This window comes from Pseudomonas sp. S9, assembly GCF_000222125.1.
GTDB classification, from domain to species: Bacteria; Pseudomonadota; Gammaproteobacteria; order Pseudomonadales; family Pseudomonadaceae; genus Aquipseudomonas; species Aquipseudomonas segetis.
This window is the reverse complement of sequence record NZ_AFFX01000004.1, coordinates 1-17314: the sequence shown is the minus strand read 5'-3', so window position 1 is coordinate 17314 and position 17314 is coordinate 1. Positions and strand designations below refer to the sequence as shown.

The 17314-nt window shown below is 56.4% G+C and carries 18 protein-coding genes; 8 read left to right on the top strand and 10 right to left on the bottom strand.

Annotation, left to right across the window (positions count from 1 at the left end; translation table 11 throughout):
- Positions 1–27: 27 nt before the first annotated feature.
- Positions 28–1026: a DUF481 domain-containing protein gene (locus PSES9_RS0109045; protein ID WP_010486219.1), complete on the bottom strand. Its 999-nt coding sequence runs from the start codon at positions 1024–1026 to the stop codon at positions 28–30.
- On the opposite strand from PSES9_RS0109045, the gene PSES9_RS0109040 reads away from it, so the two are divergent.
- The 3 genes from PSES9_RS0109040 to PSES9_RS0109030 all read left to right on the top strand — a co-directional run bounded on the left by PSES9_RS0109040 (position 1025) and on the right by PSES9_RS0109030 (position 3966).
- Positions 1025–1417 (top strand): MGMT family protein, encoded by a 393-nt coding sequence (locus PSES9_RS0109040; RefSeq protein WP_010486217.1) that lies wholly within the window; start codon positions 1025–1027, stop codon positions 1415–1417. The two genes, PSES9_RS0109045 and PSES9_RS0109040, sit on opposite strands and share 2 nt — an antisense overlap.
- Before the next feature lie 44 nt (positions 1418–1461).
- The gene (locus PSES9_RS0109035) at positions 1462–3030 is read left to right on the top strand and encodes an AmpG family muropeptide MFS transporter (protein WP_010486216.1); all 1569 of its coding nucleotides are present in this window, start codon (positions 1462–1464) and stop codon (positions 3028–3030) included.
- 234 nt (positions 3031–3264) lie between these two features.
- A complete protein-coding gene (locus tag PSES9_RS0109030) occupies positions 3265–3966 on the top strand; it encodes a lipopolysaccharide kinase InaA family protein (RefSeq protein WP_010486214.1) in 702 nt (233 codons plus the stop codon).
- 61 nt (positions 3967–4027) lie between these two features.
- Here the strand turns inward: PSES9_RS0109030 and PSES9_RS0109025 are convergent, their stop codons facing one another.
- A complete protein-coding gene (locus PSES9_RS0109025; RefSeq protein ID WP_010486213.1) occupies positions 4028–4861 on the bottom strand; it encodes a mechanosensitive ion channel family protein in 834 nt (277 codons plus the stop codon).
- A 136-nt stretch (positions 4862–4997) separates the two neighbouring features.
- Positions 4998–5477 (bottom strand): YajQ family cyclic di-GMP-binding protein, encoded by a 480-nt coding sequence (locus PSES9_RS0109020; RefSeq protein ID WP_010486212.1) that lies wholly within the window; start codon positions 5475–5477, stop codon positions 4998–5000.
- Between the two features lie 144 nt (positions 5478–5621).
- On the opposite strand from PSES9_RS0109020, the gene PSES9_RS0109015 reads away from it, so the two are divergent.
- From PSES9_RS0109015 to PSES9_RS0109000, 4 genes are read left to right on the top strand one after another with little or no spacing between them, the layout of a single operon-like run.
- Positions 5622–6587, top strand: a complete 966-nt coding sequence (locus PSES9_RS0109015; RefSeq protein WP_010486210.1) for a response regulator — start codon at positions 5622–5624, stop codon at positions 6585–6587.
- A complete protein-coding gene (locus PSES9_RS0109010; RefSeq protein WP_029529456.1) occupies positions 6584–7501 on the top strand; it encodes a putative 2-dehydropantoate 2-reductase in 918 nt (305 codons plus the stop codon). Before PSES9_RS0109015 ends, PSES9_RS0109010 begins: the two co-directional genes overlap by 4 nt.
- 47 nt (positions 7502–7548) lie before the next feature.
- Complete coding sequence (locus tag PSES9_RS0109005) at positions 7549–9567, top strand: sensor histidine kinase (RefSeq protein ID WP_029529455.1); 2019 nt, start codon at positions 7549–7551, stop codon at positions 9565–9567.
- Between the two features lie 2 nt (positions 9568–9569).
- Positions 9570–10151 (top strand): cob(I)yrinic acid a,c-diamide adenosyltransferase, encoded by a 582-nt coding sequence (locus PSES9_RS0109000; RefSeq protein ID WP_010486205.1) that lies wholly within the window; start codon positions 9570–9572, stop codon positions 10149–10151.
- 31 nt (positions 10152–10182) lie between these two features.
- Here the strand turns inward: PSES9_RS0109000 and PSES9_RS0108995 are convergent, their stop codons facing one another.
- The 5 genes from PSES9_RS0108995 to PSES9_RS0108975 all read right to left on the bottom strand — a co-directional run bounded on the left by PSES9_RS0108995 (position 10183) and on the right by PSES9_RS0108975 (position 14399).
- Positions 10183–11076, bottom strand: a complete 894-nt coding sequence (locus tag PSES9_RS0108995; RefSeq protein WP_010486203.1) for a pseudouridine synthase — start codon at positions 11074–11076, stop codon at positions 10183–10185.
- 70 nt (positions 11077–11146) lie between these two features.
- Complete coding sequence (locus tag PSES9_RS0108990; RefSeq protein ID WP_010486202.1) at positions 11147–11545, bottom strand: diacylglycerol kinase; 399 nt, start codon at positions 11543–11545, stop codon at positions 11147–11149.
- A gap of 78 nt (positions 11546–11623) precedes the next feature.
- Positions 11624–12310 (bottom strand): class I SAM-dependent methyltransferase, encoded by a 687-nt coding sequence (locus tag PSES9_RS0108985; protein ID WP_010486200.1) that lies wholly within the window; start codon positions 12308–12310, stop codon positions 11624–11626.
- Positions 12311–12454: 144 nt separating this feature from the next.
- Positions 12455–13726: a sensor histidine kinase gene (locus PSES9_RS0108980; protein ID WP_010486199.1), complete on the bottom strand. Its 1272-nt coding sequence runs from the start codon at positions 13724–13726 to the stop codon at positions 12455–12457.
- Positions 13716–14399, bottom strand: coding sequence for a response regulator transcription factor (locus PSES9_RS0108975; protein WP_010486196.1), 684 nt, complete (start codon positions 14397–14399; stop codon positions 13716–13718). The genes PSES9_RS0108980 and PSES9_RS0108975 overlap by 11 nt, the downstream gene beginning before the upstream one ends.
- A 197-nt stretch (positions 14400–14596) precedes the next feature.
- Between PSES9_RS0108975 and PSES9_RS0108970 the strand changes: the two genes are divergently transcribed.
- Positions 14597–15352: a phosphatase PAP2 family protein gene (locus PSES9_RS0108970; RefSeq protein ID WP_010486195.1), complete on the top strand. Its 756-nt coding sequence runs from the start codon at positions 14597–14599 to the stop codon at positions 15350–15352.
- On the opposite strand, the gene PSES9_RS0108965 is transcribed toward PSES9_RS0108970, so the two are convergent.
- Both PSES9_RS0108965 and PSES9_RS0108960 read right to left on the bottom strand, forming a co-directional pair.
- Positions 15294–16244: an AEC family transporter gene (locus PSES9_RS0108965; RefSeq protein ID WP_010486192.1), complete on the bottom strand. Its 951-nt coding sequence runs from the start codon at positions 16242–16244 to the stop codon at positions 15294–15296. The two genes, PSES9_RS0108970 and PSES9_RS0108965, sit on opposite strands and share 59 nt — an antisense overlap.
- 85 nt (positions 16245–16329) lie before the next feature.
- A partial coding sequence (locus tag PSES9_RS0108960; RefSeq protein ID WP_010486190.1) for an HPP family protein occupies positions 16330–17314 on the bottom strand: 985 nt, incomplete at its 5' end.

Below are 17314 nucleotides of genomic sequence, written 5' to 3'. Positions count from 1 at the left end.
TTTCCGATCAAATGACTCGGGTATTGCCTACCAACCCACGCCCACGCCTATGAGAAAACTCTCGTCACTGTTATCACCCGCCTGCGCTTCAATTCGGTCAAGCTCATACAAAATCGACAACCGTGCCCAGTCATTGAGGCGATAGCGCAGACCCACCTCGCCTTCCGATACATAGTCAATTTCACTGATTTCAGGAAAATGGATTTCTGCGTTGGTGTAGAACTCCAGCCGGGTCCCCCACAACAGGCGTTTGTAATCCCAAACCACTGAGTAGGTGCGAAAGCTCAAGTCGCCACCCGGATAATCGAACTTGATGCGATTGACCTGCCCAATCAAATCAAAGCGCCCCAGGGAATCATCCCAGAACCGGTAGCCTGGACCGGTGCCAATGATTTGCTGCTTTTCGACAAACTCAATGTGGTCGACCTGCTGTTCACCGCCAATACGCCAAAACCAATGCTCGGTCAGAAAACGGTCGATGTCGTATTCAAGGTCCCAGTTGTCATCGGTTACCCGGCCATTTTTCGTCTCGCGCTGAAACTCGCCATTCATGACCTGCCGCCAGCGACCTTGCTCGATCCGGGTATCGCCCTTGAGTTTGAACTCATCGGAATTATCGTCCTTGCGCTGCAGGTCGAGCTTGGCGTCCAGATTACCTTCCCAGGTAAAGTCTTCGAGGAACTCACGGGGCGGAACCAAGCGCGTGACACTGGCCAGCGGCACGGTTTCAGTGGTGCCATCAGTGATGCGCACCATCCCCTTGCCAGCTGCGGCAAGGCGTTCGCTGTGCTTGCTGTCCAGGCCATGGCGTCGGATTAACAGTGGCTGCTCGGCGCTTAGTGTTTCGATATCAGACCAGTTGATCAATACTTGGCCTGCATACTTGGTCTTCAACGACAATTTCCCGCCCTCGAGCAGAATAATTTTGCCGCTGATGCGGTCACCATTATTCAGCCAGACCGTATCGGCCATAAGCGGCGTAGCAACCCCCAATGAGATTAAGAGCAAACAGGTACGCAGCCACATGATTGATCACCCAGACATTGGACAGGTTAAATCAGCCAAGGATGCCGCCTTGCCATCATCCAAGGCAAGCCAACAAGAGCGGCGAACGGCGCTGTATACCGTCTTGGCGCAAATTCCCGAGGGCTGCGTGGTCAGCTATGGCCAGTTGGCCGAGCTCGCCGGCCTGGGTCGAGCCGCGCGTTGGGTTGGCAGCACCCTGAGCAAACTGCCCGACGGCAGCACCTTGCCCTGGCATCGCGTGGTGGCAGCCGGGGGCAGACTGAGCTTGAGTGCAGGCAGCCATAGTGGAGCGGAGCAACGTGCCAGATTGCGTGCAGAAGGCATAACAATTCGAGGAGAAAAGGTGGATATCCGACGGCACGGCTGGCGTCCAATGGAGCACAGCGGTTAGAGTGCGCCCTTTGTTATGTATTTCTCTAGGCTGAAACCTGCCCAATGCCTCAAAAAAGCTGGCGCGAAGCACTCGCCGCCTACTCTAGCCCCTCGACCCTGGTACTGCTGCTGCTTGGCTTCGCTGCCGGCATGCCCTATATGCTGGTATTTTCCACGCTCTCGGTATGGCTGCGTGAAGCGGGTGTCGCTCGTGAAACCATCGGTTTTGCCAGCCTGATAGGCTTGGCGTACGCCTTCAAATGGGTCTGGTCCCCTTTGCTCGACCAGTGGAGCCTTCCGCTGCTTGGAAGACTTGGGCGTCGCCGCTCGTGGCTGGTGCTCTCACAGTTGTTGATCGTGGTCGGCATGGCCGGCATGGCCATGTGCGACCCGCAAACCCGCCTGACCTGGTTGATTGCGCTGGCGGTACTGGTCGCGTTCGCCTCAGCCACCCAGGATATTGCAGTCGACGCCTACCGCCTGGAGATCGTCGACGACAGCCGCCAGGCTGCCCTGGCCGCCAGTTACATGGCTGGCTACCGCGTGGCATCACTGCTGGCAACTGCTGGCGCCCTGTATTTTGCAGAAGGCTTCGGCTCAACCACACAGCTTTACCAGTTCAGCGCCTGGTCGAGCACTTACCTCGTGTTTGCCCTGCTGATGGTGCCTGCGCTTATTACCAGCCTGTGGATGCGCGAACCTGATGTGCCGATCCGCACACAGATGGCTGCCGCACGTTATGGTTTTAGCCATCAGATTGCCTCGGTACTGGTGCTGATTGTGCTGCTGGTTTCAGTACCGGCAATGTTCACCCAACTCTATAACACCGACTTCGCCAGCGTTATATCGGGCCAGATGAGCATGCTTGACTTGCTGCTCACCGACCGGGCATTTCTACGGGCCCTGCTCTACACCATCCTCACCACCCTGTGCCTGTCGACCATGGGCCGTCGCAGCCTGGCGCCGGTACTGACCCCAATCAACGACTTTGCCATGCGCTACCGCTGGCAGGCCTTTGTCTTGCTTGGCCTGATTGCCACCTATCGCATGTCCGATACCGTGATGGGCGTGATGGCTAACGTGTTCTATATCGACCAGGGCTTCACCAAGGACCAGATCGCCGGTGTCAGCAAATTGTTCGGCTTGGTCATGACCCTGCTGGGCGCCGGCTTTGGCGGGTTGCTGATCGTACGCTTCGGGATTCTACCTATCCTGTTTATCGGCGGAGCCGCCTCGGCAGCCACCAACCTGCTGTTTCTCATGCTTGCAGGCATGGGCGCGAACCTTAACATGCTGATCATTACCATATCAGCCGATAACTTCAGTGCCGGGCTCGCCACGGCGGCATTCGTTGCCTATTTATCCAGCCTGACCAACCTCAAGTTCTCGGCGACCCAATATGCCTTGCTCAGCTCCATCATGCTGCTCTTGCCGCGACTGATCGGTGGCTACTCCGGGGTTATGGTCGAAAAATTTGGCTACCCGCACTTCTTCCTGATTACCTCGTTAATGGGTGTGCCAACGCTATTTCTGATCCTCATCCAATGGCGCCGTGATGGCTCACAACCCCATGGCGACTCGCACGCACCTGCCCAAACGCCCCAGGCGCCTGGTTCGACCAAGCAAGCCTGACGCCCACCCCAAAGCCGCGGCTGCCGACAACAGCAAACGCACTTTAGTAACAAATTAAGGGTTAACTACGGCGATATCACCTAAAAGTGGTGGTATCGTTGGGGGCTTGCTTGAAATTTTTACCAGGGCTACCAAGCCCTAATAATAATGAAACCAGCACCTTACTTGACGAAGCCGCAGCAATGCTGATTTTGCTGCATGGCAAAAGTGACTGGTTTTCGCTACGGAGCACATATGCATTCAGTGCAACATTCAGCCTCCAGCGCCGAAGACAATATGTTTGAAGCCTGGTGGGCAAAACAAGGTGAATGGGTTGAAGAACCCAATGTCAGGCGCGGCGGCGAAAGCGGTGTCCAGCGTATTCATGACGACAATGGCAACCTGCTCTATGCCAAGCGCCAGACCGGGCATATACACCGCAGTTGGCTGCACCCATTTGGCCGGCTGACGGTTCTGCGCGAACGTGACGCGCTTACTGGCGCAAGCCAGGCTGGGGTCAATGTACCAAAGATAGTCTACTGCGCCACCAGCGGTGAGCGCGGCCTGTTGGTTACGGCTGCACTGGAAGGCTATCAGACCATTGAAGACTGGTACGCTGGCGGCGGACGCGAGAAATATGGCGAAGAACTGCATAGCCAGTTGCTGCAGACCGTAGGCGTAAACATCGCCCGTCTGAACCGCGCGCGCTGGCAGCATGGCTGCATCTACGCCAAGCACGTGTTTGTTTATGTCGAAGGAGAAGGCGCTTCGGCCAAGGCCCATGCAGCGCTATTGGATCTGGAAAAATGCCGCCAACGCCTGACCAGAAAAAAAGCCGCATTGCACGACATGAAACAGTTGCGCCGCCACTCCAACTGGAGTGCAGCCGACTGGAAAATCCTTAAAGACGCTTACGAACAGGAATTTGGTCGCACGTTGAGCGAGCTGCCCGACTGATCAAAGCTTAACGACCCCGCCAGGCGGCCTGGCGGGGGCTGTATCCGTAACACTTGCAGCCTTAGGCTGTGGGCGCCTGGACCATATGCATGACACGCTGTGGGAACGGAATGCCAATCCCGGCTTCAGTCAACTCCACCTTGGTTCTTTCAGTGAAATCGAACGTCACTGGCCAGTAATCTCCCGTCGCAACCCAAACGCGCAGCACCACGTTAACCGAGCTTTCACCCAACCCCGTCACATACACCACAGGCTCTGGCGAAGTATGTACCCGAGGGTCCTGGGCGATTTTGAGCAGCACTTCACGGGCTTTCTTGATATCGCTGGAATAATCGATACCCACTGCGATATCTGCACGCCGCTTGGGCTCACGCGAGTAATTGGTGATATTGCCGTTCGACAGGCTGCCGTTCGGTACGATGATGACCTTGTTGTCGGCCGTTTTCAGTGTGGTGTGGAAGATCTGAATGGTATCAACCGTACCGCCTACGCCCTGACCTTCGATCCAGTCACCGACGCGAAACGGGCGGAACATCATGATGAGAACACCACCGGCAAAGTTGGCCAGGCTACCTTGCAGGGCCAGGCCAATCGCCAGGCCAGCGGCACCAATCACAGCGATGAATGAAGTGGTTTCAACACCAATCATTGACGCAACGCTGATGACCAGCAGTATTTTCAGGATGATATTGGCCAGGCTGCCAATAAAGCCATTGAGCGCAGGGTCAAACTTGCGCGCGCTGAGCATGTTCGAAACGCGGCGAGTCAATGAATTGATCAACCACCAGCCGATGCACAGGGTCAATAAAGCCAAACCGAACTTCAAGCTGTAACTCACGATAATCGGCAACCATGCCTCGGACATCGTGAGAATTTGATCGACAGTTATATCCATGGAGCACTCCCTTTTAAACGACTACGCACCCAACCAGATACGCAAAACGAAATCGCCACGGCATGCCATGGCGATTGAATTACAACTACACCTTTTTGCGACGGCAAAGCGCCAGCAAGGTTCAATCCTCTTGGACTTAATCGCGAAAATTGTTGAATTGCAACGGCATGCCAAACTCCTTGGCACGCAGCACGGCGATTGCTTCCTGCAAGTCATCACGTTTCTTGCCGGTTACGCGCACTTGTTCGCCTTGAATGGCAGCCTGCACCTTAAGCTTGGCATCCTTGATGTGAGCGACAATTTTTTTCGCCAACTCCTTATCAATACCTTCACGCAGGATGACTTCCTGCTTCATGGACTTGCCGGACGCGTAGGCATCCTTGAACTCAAGGCATTGCACGTCAATCTTGCGCTTGACCAGGCTGAGCTTGAGAATCTCAGCCATTTGCTCAAGCTGGAAGTCTGCATCAGCAGTCATGGTCACCGTTAAATCCTTGGCCTCGAAGCTGCCTTTACCACGAAGGTCATAACGACGCTCAAGCTCTTTCATGGCATTGTCGATGGCATTGGTCACTTCGTGTTTATCCAGCTCGGACACCACGTCGAACGAAGGCATGGGTTTCCTCCTGTATTTGGCGCGACCCACATCACGAATGGGCCGCAGATTGCTTGACGATTAAAAAACTTAGCCATTATATATCGCCAGCGGCATCGAGTGCCCAGCGGTGTCCCCGTTCACGCCACCTTTTGTGAGTTTCAAATGCCCAACCCACACCTCAGTATCATGGTGGTGGACGATGCCAAGTTCTCCAGTGCAATCATCGGTCGCACGTTGAGCCAGGCCGGATACATCGATATCCGCTACGCCAACAGCGCCAGCGAGGCGCTCAGACAGCTCGAGGCACGCCCCGCGAGTGTGGTCCTGGCCGACTGGCTGATGCCTGAAACAGATGGCCTGATGCTCACCTCCCAGATTCGCCAACTGGATGAAACCTCGGACCACTACACCTATGTGATCTTGCTCACGGGCAAGGAAGGCGACAACATCCTGAGCGAAGCCTTTGACAGCGGCGTGGACGACTTCATCAACAAATCAGCCATGAATGAGCAACTGGTGCCGCGTGTGTTCGCCGCCGACCGACTCTGCAACACGCTGCAGCGTCTGCTGATCGAGAATCGCCTGCTGACCGACAATATCGCCAGCCTTGAGCAGCGCAACCTGGTCGACTCCCTTACCGGGCTAGGCAACTCGCGCTACCTGGAGCGCAAGCTTGAAACAGGCCTGCGCAACGTTGAATCACGCGGTGGAGCCTTGGGTTACCTGCTCATTGGCCTGCAAGAAGCCAACGAGCTGCGCAGCCAGCACGGGGAAACTCTCTATAACGAGCTGTTGCACAGTGTAGGCAGGCGCCTGCAACAACTGGTGCGCCCACTGGATGTGCTGACCCGCCTGGATGACAATCACTTTGGCCTGATTACCCTGCTGTCCAACCTGCAAGAGTGCTCGCCGAGTAGCTTCAAGCGCCTGCATGAGGGTCTCAACCTCAAGGCCTTCAAAACCAGCGAAGGCTTTATCAGCCTCAAGGCTGGGGTTTGCCTGATCGGCCTGGATAATCGCAATTTGCCGGTCAGCCCTGCAGACCTGATCAACAGCGCCAAGCGTCTTCTGCCCGAAGCCTATGCCAGTGGCCGCGTTGCAGCGATGCGCTTGCCCGAGGCAGTGTGAACAGGCGCTGGCATGTGCTCGGCGCCGGCTCGCTGGGCAGCCTGTGGGCCGCGCGGCTGTATCGCAGCGGTTGCGATGTAGAGTTGATTCTGCGCAGCCCACAACGCCTTGCGCAATACCAGCAAGCCGGTGGGTTGACCCTGACCGAAAACGGACAGGTTCATTGCTACCCGGTACCCGCAACCAGCATCGACAACTGTGGCCCGGTGTCATTATTGCTGCTGGCCTGCAAGGCCTACGATGCATCAGCGGCCATCAGCCAGCTAGCACCCCTGCTCACCGCCGATGCCGAGGTTATCCTGCTGCAAAACGGCCTGGGCAGCCAGGACCAAGTAGCAAGGCTCATCCCAAAGGCTCGCTGCATCTTGGCTTCGAGCACTGAAGGCGCATTTCGTCAGGCAGATTTTTCCACGGTGTTTGCCGGTCAGGGCCATACCTGGCTTGGCGATCCGCAGCAATCCAGCAGCCCAAGCTGGCTTGAAGATCTACAGCGCGCCCAGATCAATCATGACTGGACAGAGGATATCGCCAGTCGCCTGTGGCGCAAACTGGCACTCAACTGCGCAATTAACCCGCTCACGGTGTTGTATGACTGCCGTAACGGCGGGCTGCTGGAGCATCAGGCTGAAGTGGCCAGCCTGTGCAACGAACTCAGCCTGTTACTCCAGGCCTACACGACTCCATCGACAGCAGCCGGATTGCATGAAGAGGTGCTGCGCGTTATCACCGCTACGGCGGCAAACTATTCGTCGATGCACCAGGACGTTGCGCAGAAGCGCCGCACCGAGGTCGCCTACCTGATTGGCTACGCTTGTGCGGGTGCCGAGCGCAAGCAACTACAGTTGCCGAAGTTAAGTGCCCTGAACAGCAGGCTTGGCAACTACCTTGCTGCACACGGATTGCCCCGCCACTAGCACCACGCTACCCTCATAGCACTTTAGCCATTGCGATCTGTGCCGCCATGTCCCTGCGCCAACATCTAGAAGACCTGCCAGTTGGCCGGAAAATGCTCGCAGCGCTGTTGGTGCTCGTCATCGCCGTGTTGCTGGTTGCCAACCTGGCCTTTATCAGCGCCGCTTACTGGATTTCCCAGCAAAGCATGGCGCCACAGGCCATGCACACCCTTGGCCGGATTATCGCCAGCCCGGCGCTGAGTCAGCAGGCCCTGAGTTCCGCCGATCAAGCGCAAGCCTTGCTCAAGCGACTGGATGACTACCCTCCGCTACGCGGCGCGGTGATCTACGGCAGTGACGGGCGCAGCCTCGCGCAGTTACAGCGCGGAGAAAAACTCGATATGCCCGAGCGCCTGGACGAGCTTGATTCCTGGCGCGTGACCGAATTTCGCAGCAACCAGCTGATTGAACTGCCCCAGCCCAACGGCCAGCCAGGGCACCTGCTGCTGGTGGCGTCCAGCGAGCTTCCGGGAGCCTTCTATACCGGCACCTGGACCGCCAGCCTGGTCATCCTGATCATCAGCGCCATGCTCTGGTTCCTGGTCGCACGCCAGATCCGGCGCCTGGTCACCAAGCCGATTCGCAAGCTTGAGGAACTGTCCCGCCAGGTAACCCGCGAAGAAAACTACTCACTGCGCGCCAAACGTGGCAATAAAGACGAAATTGGCAGCCTGGCGGATGCGTTCAACACCATGCTGATGCGCATCGAGGCCCGTGAACAACAGCTAAAACGCGCCCGCGACGAATCACAAACAGCGTTTGGCCAGGCCCAGCAGCTGGCTGAAGAAACCCGCCACTCGAACCGCAAGCTTGAGCTGGAAGTCCAGTTTCGCAGCAAGATAGAAAAGAAGCTTACCGGCTTCCAGAACTACCTCAACAGCATCATCGACTCGATGCCCTCCGCGCTCATTGCCCTGGATGACGAGCTCTACGTCACCCAATGGAACCAGGAAGCGAGCGCACTATCGGGCACCACCCTTGATGAGGCGCTGAATCAGCCCGTATTTCTGGCCTTCCCGCACCTGAAGCTCTATCTCAACCAACTCAAGCGCACGATCGACAGGCATCAGGTAGAAAAGATCGAGCGCATTACCTGGAGTCGGGATGGCCAGCCGCACCACTTTGCCCTCACCTTCTATCCTCTGACCGGCGTTAGCGGACGCGGCGTGGTAATCCGAATTGACGACATCACCCAGCGCCTCAATCTTGAGGAAGTCATGGTGCAATCCGAAAAAATGCTTTCCGTCGGCGGTTTGGCGGCAGGCATGGCCCATGAAATCAACAACCCGCTCGGTGCCATCTTGCATAACGTACAAAACATTCGTCGGCGCTTGTCTCCCGAGCTTGAGCGAAACCGCGAGATAGCCACTCAAGAAGATATTTCACTGGAAGCCATCGACCGCTACTTGCAAGCCAGGGATATTCCCCAACTGCTCGGAGGAATCCAGCAAGCAGGCACCCGGGCCGCCAAGATCGTCAGCCACATGCTCAACTTCAGCCGCCTGAGCAACCGCCAGTTGATCCCGTGCAACCTGCCCGGGCTCATCGACCAGGCGCTGGAAATCGCCAGCAATGACTTCGACCTGACCGAGCGTTTCGACTTCAAGAGCCTGATTATCGAGCGCGAGTTCGACCCAATGCTCGGCCCGGTTCCGGCAACCGCGAATGAGCTGGAGCAGGTTCTGCTCAATCTGCTGAAGAATGCAGCGCAAGCCATCCACCAGCGCGATGATCAACGTACGCCTGGACAGATCAGCTTACGTACCCGACTGAGCCCGCCATGGGCAATCATCGAGGTTGAAGACAATGGCGTTGGCATGCCTGAATCCGTGCGCAAACGCATATTCGAACCCTTCTTCACCACCAAGGAAGTCGGCCAGGGCACCGGCCTTGGTCTATCGGTGTCCTACTTCATTATCACCAACAACCACAAAGGCCAGATGGAGGTGCAAGCCAACAAGCATAAAGGCACCTGCTTTATCCTGCGCCTGCCCCTGATAGCGCCAGCTCAGACTACAGGTTTATAGATATGGGATTTCGACTCTCGAAAATTTACACACGCACTGGCGACACTGGCGAAACCGGCCTGGCCGATGGGCGCCGAGTGGCTAAAGACCACCCCCGTGTTGAAGCCATGGGCGAAGTAGACACGCTAAATAGCCACATCGGCCTGTTGATTGCAGAGTTACAGGCGCTGGCAGACCGGCATCCTGGGTTCGGCGATGTGATTGCGGTTCTCGAACCCTGCCAGCATCGCTTGTTTGACCTGGGTGGTGAGTTGGCAATGCCCGACTACCAAGCCCTTCAGGTCGCCGAGATCGAGCGCTTGGAGCAGGCAATTGATCGTTGGAATGAGGTGCTGGGACCGCTGGAGAACTTTATCCTTCCCGGCGGCTCGAAACTCGTCGCCCAAGCCCATATCTGTCGGAGCCTGGCCCGCAGTGCCGAACGGCGTTGCCAGCAGTTGAACGCTGAGGAGCCCGTGCGCAAGGTCGGCCTGGCTTATATCAACCGCATGTCCGACCTGCTGTTTGTCGCGGCAAGACTCATCGCACGGCATCAAAATGTCAGCGAAGTGCTCTGGCAGGCCGCGCCCAAACAGGCTGAGTAAGTAGCAGGCCTGGCGCTGCCGCGCCTATTACCTAGAGCAAGCTCAGCTGACTTTGAAAACAGCGCTCCTCGCCACTCACTGGGTCAGTGAAGCCCAGGCCTTGCGCCAATAGTTTCAGCGGCTTGCTGTAGTCATCAGGTACATCTGGGGTATCAATCACATCGGGATAGAAAGGGTCATTGCAGATTGGCGCACCCAAGGAAGCGAGGTGCACCCGCAACTGATGCTTTTTACCGGTCAGGGGATACAAGGCATACAGCCAATGCTCTCCCAGCTTCTGGGCAACTTCGATACGCGTCTCGGTGTTGGGCACGCCCTCGATTTCCTGCATGCGAAAGAACGGCTCGCCAGGAGCAAAGCGAGTTCTGCGCAGCAAGGGGAAAGTCAAATCAGGCAATGCCTTGGCGAGCGCTTCATAGCGCTTGAACATTTTTCGCTCACGAAACAGGGCTTGATACAAACCACGGGTTTGCACGTTGGTCGAAAACAGCACCAGCCCTGCCGTATGCCGGTCGATACGGTGCAGCGGCACGATATCGGGGTTGGCAAAAGCCTTGGTCAACCGTGCCTGCAGGGTCTGTTCGACATAACCACCAGAAGGCATGACCGGCAGGAAATGCGGTTTATCGACCACCATCAAATGCTCATCAATGTGCAGCACGACTTCTTCGAAGGGAATCGGCAGCTCAACCGGTACTTCTCGAAAGTAATGCACTCGCAAGCCGGCCTTGTAGGGATGCTGCAAACCCAGCGCCGCACCGTCGGCGCCCAATACGCGTCCACGCTGAAAACGATCGATCCAGACATCCCGGGCGATGCCCGAAAAATGCGCGCACAAGCAATCCAGCACCGTTGACCACTGGCCTTGCGGCAAGTGGACGGTGCTCGGACGCATATTTGACGGGGAGCGGGCTTGAACAGGCATTCAGACTCTCGGTGACGAACTACAGAAGAAATAGCCTATTAGGCCGCAGTCGCGCCAAGCCCCGCAACTGCTAGAGCAAAATCACCGCCCAGACGATAGTAATCATGCTCAACACCACAAACTGCGCGGCACTGCCCATATCCTTGGCCTGCTTGGAAAGCGGGTGCAGTGACAAGGAAATACGGTCGACAGTGGCTTCGATTGCCGAGTTAAGCAACTCGACGATTAGCGCCAGCAGACATACGGCGATCATCAGCGCACGCTCGACCTTGCTCACATCAAGCATCAATGCAATCGGGATCAACAGCAGGTTAAGCAAGACCAATTGGCGAAATGCAGCTTCGCCCTTGAATGCTGCAAGCAGGCCAGCCTGGGAGTACCCGGCTGCCTGAAGAATACGACGTATCCCGGTGCGTCCCTTCAAACCGCTCGCATCAGGGGTGTCAGCTGTCGCTGATTCAACCTTCATAAACCAAACCTATAAAACTGAGCCGCGTGAACCAGGCAAGCCGGCCAAATCAATGACGGCCCTCACCCGCGTTGATATTCAGAGCTTGCGCAGGACGTATATGCGCCACAGGGCATAGCCTGGAATGAAATCCTTGTGGCCAACGATTTTAAAACCGGCCTGCTTGAATTCTGACTCAATTGTCTCGCATGGAATCACAAAGCGGTTTTGCAACAAGGGGTCGCGTTGCGCGGCTGGGCGGCGAGCTTCGCTGCGCTTGCGTTTCCAGGCCTTGTAATTACCGTCCACCCACAAAGAAATCACCAGGGTATCGCGGGTTACGCGCCTGAATTCCTTGAGCATGGCCTGGCGATGATCAGCCTTGCCGATGTGGTGCATCAGCCGCATCGAGAAGATGCAGTCCACAGCATTTTCACCCAGGTCGATAGCAAAAGCCGAGGTTTGAAACGGCTTTACCCGCGCGGTAACCTCAGGTGCCTGCCCGCTCATACCAGCATCGAGCATGTCTTGCGAATTATCGGCAGCCAGGATCATGCGGTTGGGTTGCTCACAAAGCATCGGCCAAAAGCGCCCTGCACCCGATGGCAAATCAAGCACCAGATTCGGGTCACCCGCCATTTTCAATGCGGCCCGGGCAATTTGTACTTCACGCCAATGAGACAGGCGCCGAGACAAACCTGTCTTGTGCTTGTTCAGGTACATGTTGGCGTGCTCGCGATCGTACTTGCCGGAGAACTCGAGCTCAATTGGAGGGTTTTTAGACATTGCCTGATCTCAGTAGATAACCTGAACTCAAGCTAACCAGCCAGTCATCAGCGTGGCGTCAAGACAATGTGAAAAAACCGTGAAACCGGCTCAAGCCCCGTTATACGGGGCCTTTAAGTGATGCAGGATATTACCTGAGCGATTTTAAACCGCTTTTAAAATGACCCGGAACTCACTGCCACCAGTCGCCAGGCTTTTTACGTTCACAGTCCAACCTTCATGGGCGCAAATACGCTTGACCAAGGACAAACCGAGCCCCAAACCTTCGCCACGGGCCTGCTGGCCCCGTACAAAAGGCTGGAACATTTTCTCATGTTGCTCGGGCGGAATACCCACGCCACTGTCCTCGACACAAAAGCCATCAGCCGTTAACACCAAGCGCACAGCTCCCTCTTCCGTGTAGTGCAAGGCATTGCGCAACAAGTTGGACATGACGGTACGCAGCAATGTCAGGTTGTAGCTCGTATCGTCGGCACCTTGATCAACCACCTCAAACTGCAAGCCCTTTGCCTTGATCATCTCCCCCCAACGCGCGCCCTGCTCCTGCGCCAAGGCCCCCAATGTGGAAGTTCCGCCTTCAATGGACCAATTGTTGGTAGAACGTGCCAAGAGCAAAAATGTTTGTACCAGCTCGCCCATTTCATCAGTTGCGCGCTTGATCCGCTGGAGCGTTACCCGTTGTCTTGGCTCAAGATTAGGTGCCACCTCAAGCAACTCGCACGATGAGTTGATCACCATCAACGGGGTGCGCAATTCATGGCTTACGTCACTGGTAAAAAGCTGCTCACGCTCCAGCGACTTACGCAACTGCCCAAGCGTGCTGTCAAAAGCCTGGGCCAGATGCCCCACCTCATCATCGGCGTAATCAGGCGCGATATTCGGTGCAAGGTGATGCAGCTGGTCGCGGTGGCGTACCTGGCCCGCCAAACGCACAACCGGCGCAACTATCCTGCGAGCCAGCCATAAGCCCAATACCCAGGCCAGGATCACACTGAAGAAAAAACCTGCCAGTACAGCACGATAAAGCGCCACTTCACGCTCTTCAAACTCATGCTGCTCCTGCACCAGAAGGTAGCTCTGGCCATTAATGTTTCGCTTGAATATATATACGGCATTTGTGTCGTCTACCGACTCGGAGTAGCCTTCGGGGGCTTTTGCATACTGCTCAGGCACTGCATAGCGCGGTATGTCCGAAGCAAAAAAGCGCGTTCGCGAATCAAGCCTTGGCGGCAGGCCATTGGCAAGATCATGCTGTAAAACCCCCAGCAGCTCCTCATCCAGCTCTTGTGAAACCAGGTTCGCCTCGATGAAGTGAACAACCGCCACGATGCTTAACGAAAAGAGCCCACTGACACAAAACGTCATCAGCACAAAAGCAATGACAATGCGCCGCAGCAGCGGCTGCTTAGACACCATCGGCAGAATCCGCCAGGCGGCATCCAACACCGTGAATGGTGTGTACCAAGGGCCTGTCGAATGGCTTGTCCAGCACTTGGCGCAACTGATGGATATGACTACGCAAGCTGTCGCTGTCCGGGCAGTTGTCCCCCCACAGGGTTTCTTCCAAGACTTCTCGACGAACCACGGCCGGGCTTTTTTGCATCAACACAGCAAGCAGCTTCAGCCCCAGCGGATTGAGCTTCAATGGCTGGCCGGCACGCGTGATAAACAGCGTATCGAGATCATAAACCAGGTCGCCAACCTGCATCTTGCGTTGACGGCTACCCTGGCTGCGACGCAATACAGCCTCAATCCGCGCGACCAGTTCAGAAAGTGCAAATGGTTTTAGCAGGTAATCATCAGCCCCTACACCCAAGCCCTGCAGACGATCATCCAGGGCATCGCGGGCCGTGAGCATGATGACCGGCGTTTCACTGCGGGCATCCTCGCGCAGGCGCTTGCATAACTGGTAGCCATCCATGCCTGGCAGCATGATATCCAGCACGATCAGGTCGTAATGCTCGGTGACGGCCAGGTGCAAACCACTGACCCCGTCCTGTGCACAGTCAACCGTGTAGCCTTTCAGTGCCAGGTAATCCATGACATTGGCCAGGATATCCCGATTGTCTTCAACCACCAGAATACGCATCTTGATCATGCCCCCGGACAATGCTGTGGTAATACGATGTCCTGGTATTAAACACCAATCCCCTTGCAGCGGTCGATGTATCGGCTCGACTGCTGCCCCGAGCCCCAATCACCTTAACGTTTCTTTCACAGACTTATGACACCGGGCTCACAACAGGTCGGTAAGACTGCGCACCTTATTGATACAGGATCAACTCCATGAGCGCTGCTAGCCTGCCCGTTTCAAGGCCATTCAATCTTTATCTAGGCTTTGGTGTGCCCTTGTTGATCATGGCCACGTTGCTGATTGCAGACCCAACACAACTCGATTTTGCACTCGAGAGACTCGCTTACGTGCCCGGCCAGGGATTTATTGGCAAACACAGCTTTTTTCTCGAGGATATCCTGCATGACCGGGCCAAGCAGGCAGTTATCCTGGCTGGCCTGCTTACCGTAATTGGATTTATCACCAGCCTGGCACTCAAGCCATTTCACCACTTGCGCAAACCGCTGGGCTACATGGTGCTGGCACTGGGGCTGTCCACCAGCTTTGTGACGCCGCTAAAGGCCCTTACGGGAGTGCATTGCCCATGGAGCCTGACTGAGTTCGGCGGCAATGAAATTTACACCCCGCTACTCAGCGAACGCGCACCAACCGAGAAACCTGGCCGCTGCTGGCCGGGTGGTCATGCCACTGCCGGCTTCGCCTGGTTTGCATTGTTTTTCGTGCTGCGCGACCGTCGGCCCAAGCTGGCGAAAGCCGCATTGCTTTTCACTCTCGCCCTCGGCACGGTATTTTCTGTCGGGCGGATGTTGCAGGGGGCGCACTTCTTTTCGCACAACCTGTGGACGGCATTGTTTTGCTGGCTGATCAGCCTGGGCAGCTATTGCCTGGTGCTTTACAGGCCTTCGGCAGCTACATCCCAGACGCCTGGCGTATCGTTTCAATCCAGTACAAGCACAGCGACAGAGTGATCAGCGAGCCTATCGTCGACAACAGGATACTGCTTGAGACCACAGCGGCGTCACGTCGATAGAACTCCGCAAGCATAAAGGGCCCGGTCCCGGTCGGCAGTGCAGCCAACAACACCGCCGACATTGCCCATAAGGGTGGAAGCTGAAATACCCAGAATGCCAGGACCCAGACCAGCAGCGGGTGCAAAAACAGTTTCAACAAGACCAATGCAACACTGCCCTGACTTTGCCCGGACTGCTTGTGCGCCAGGAACAAGCCAAGGGATATCAGCGCACAGGGCGCAGTGGCATTGCTCAACAAGGTCAAAAAAGAATGCACGGATTCGGGCAGCGGCGCCCCTGAAACGGCCCAGAAACCACCCAGGACCGGGGATATCACCAGAGGATTCTTAGCCAGTGCCAGGGCCACCTTGCGCACTGCCCGCAACATGTTCTTTTCACCCTGCAGCGCCACCTCGATGCACACCACTGACAGTGCGAACAGCACGCAAATAACGATCAAGCTGGCGATAAGCGCGGGCTCCAAGCCATCATCCCCAAAGACCAGCAGGCACAGGGGAATCCCCATATACCCGGTGTTGGCGTATGAAGCGCTCAGCCCCTGAATGCTGGCATCCGCCAAATCCCCGGACTTGCGCAAGCGCCAAATCAAGGTGCCAATGAACACCAGCAGGGTGCCGAGGATATAGACCCAAATGAATCCAGGCTGCCAGATATGCGACCACACAGCAGTAGCCGTGGCCTCAAACAACATGGCTGGCAGGCACAGCCAGACGACCATCCGGTTGATTTCAGAGGCTGCCTCGGGCCCTAACAGCTTTAACTTCCGGCATGCGAAGCCCGCCAGGATGAGTGCAAAAATCGGCAGGATGATACTCAGCACTGACGCCATAAAAAAACAGATCCCTTACAAAAATAAACTGCCGGATACAGAGCCCAAGGCTGCCAACCGGCGCTACAGCCTGCCAGACAAAACCTTAGCCACGGGTCTCAAGTGCGGTTCGATACAACGCCGCGACAAGGTCGGTCTGGGTGACGATACCCAGCAAGACTTTATCCTCTCCCAAAACCGGCATCCGATGCTCAGGCGAAGACCCAAGGCTTTCGAGCAAATAGGACACCGGCCATTCGCCTTTGCAGGTCAGTACATTGCGCTGCATGATGTGCTCACACTCGCCATGGGCATCGGCTGTAGCCAAGAGATCATGCAAGTTCAACATCCCTTGCAATTGTCGGTTTTGATTGACCACCGGCAGCGCATTCAGGCGGTGCTCAAGCAAAAGCGTCCAGGCCTCGCTGATAGGCGTTTGCGGACTCACACTGAGAACATCCGTCGACATGATATCGCCGCAGCGTATCTCGCCAAACCGGCGGCGGTAGGCGCGCTCCTCGGTTTGTCGAAGGATCTCTTCAAGGTCATCGCGGGCAATGTCCAACAACTCACCGCGAGCATTGAGCACCGCATCAAGATCATCGGGCGTGAACCCCACTCGGTCACGTGGCACCGCATCAGCGGTTTTATGCGGGTTGTGATGGTCAGCCGGACGGTGTGGATAACGCCGCTTCAGCAGGTTGTTGAACAATAGCGCGATCAACAACATCATCGCGGCATTTATCGCCACCGGGAAAACCACAAAGTGATAACCCAGCCGAGCGACTGGCTCACCCGCCAAGACGGCCGACAAGGCCACGGCACCACCAGGCGGATGCAGGCAACGCAGGGCGAACATCATGCCTATTGCCAGGCCTCCCGCCAAACCTGCAACCCAGCCGGCATGCCCCAGCCAGCGCGCACAACTGACACCGACCAGGGCCGAGACAATACAGCCTCCGAGAATCGACCAAGGCTGCGCCAGAGGACTTGAAGGCACGGCAAACAACAAGACTGCTGAGGCCCCCATGGGAGCGATCAGCCATAAACTGGCCTGACCGAGGACTGAATGGCAAAACCAGGCGGTGAAG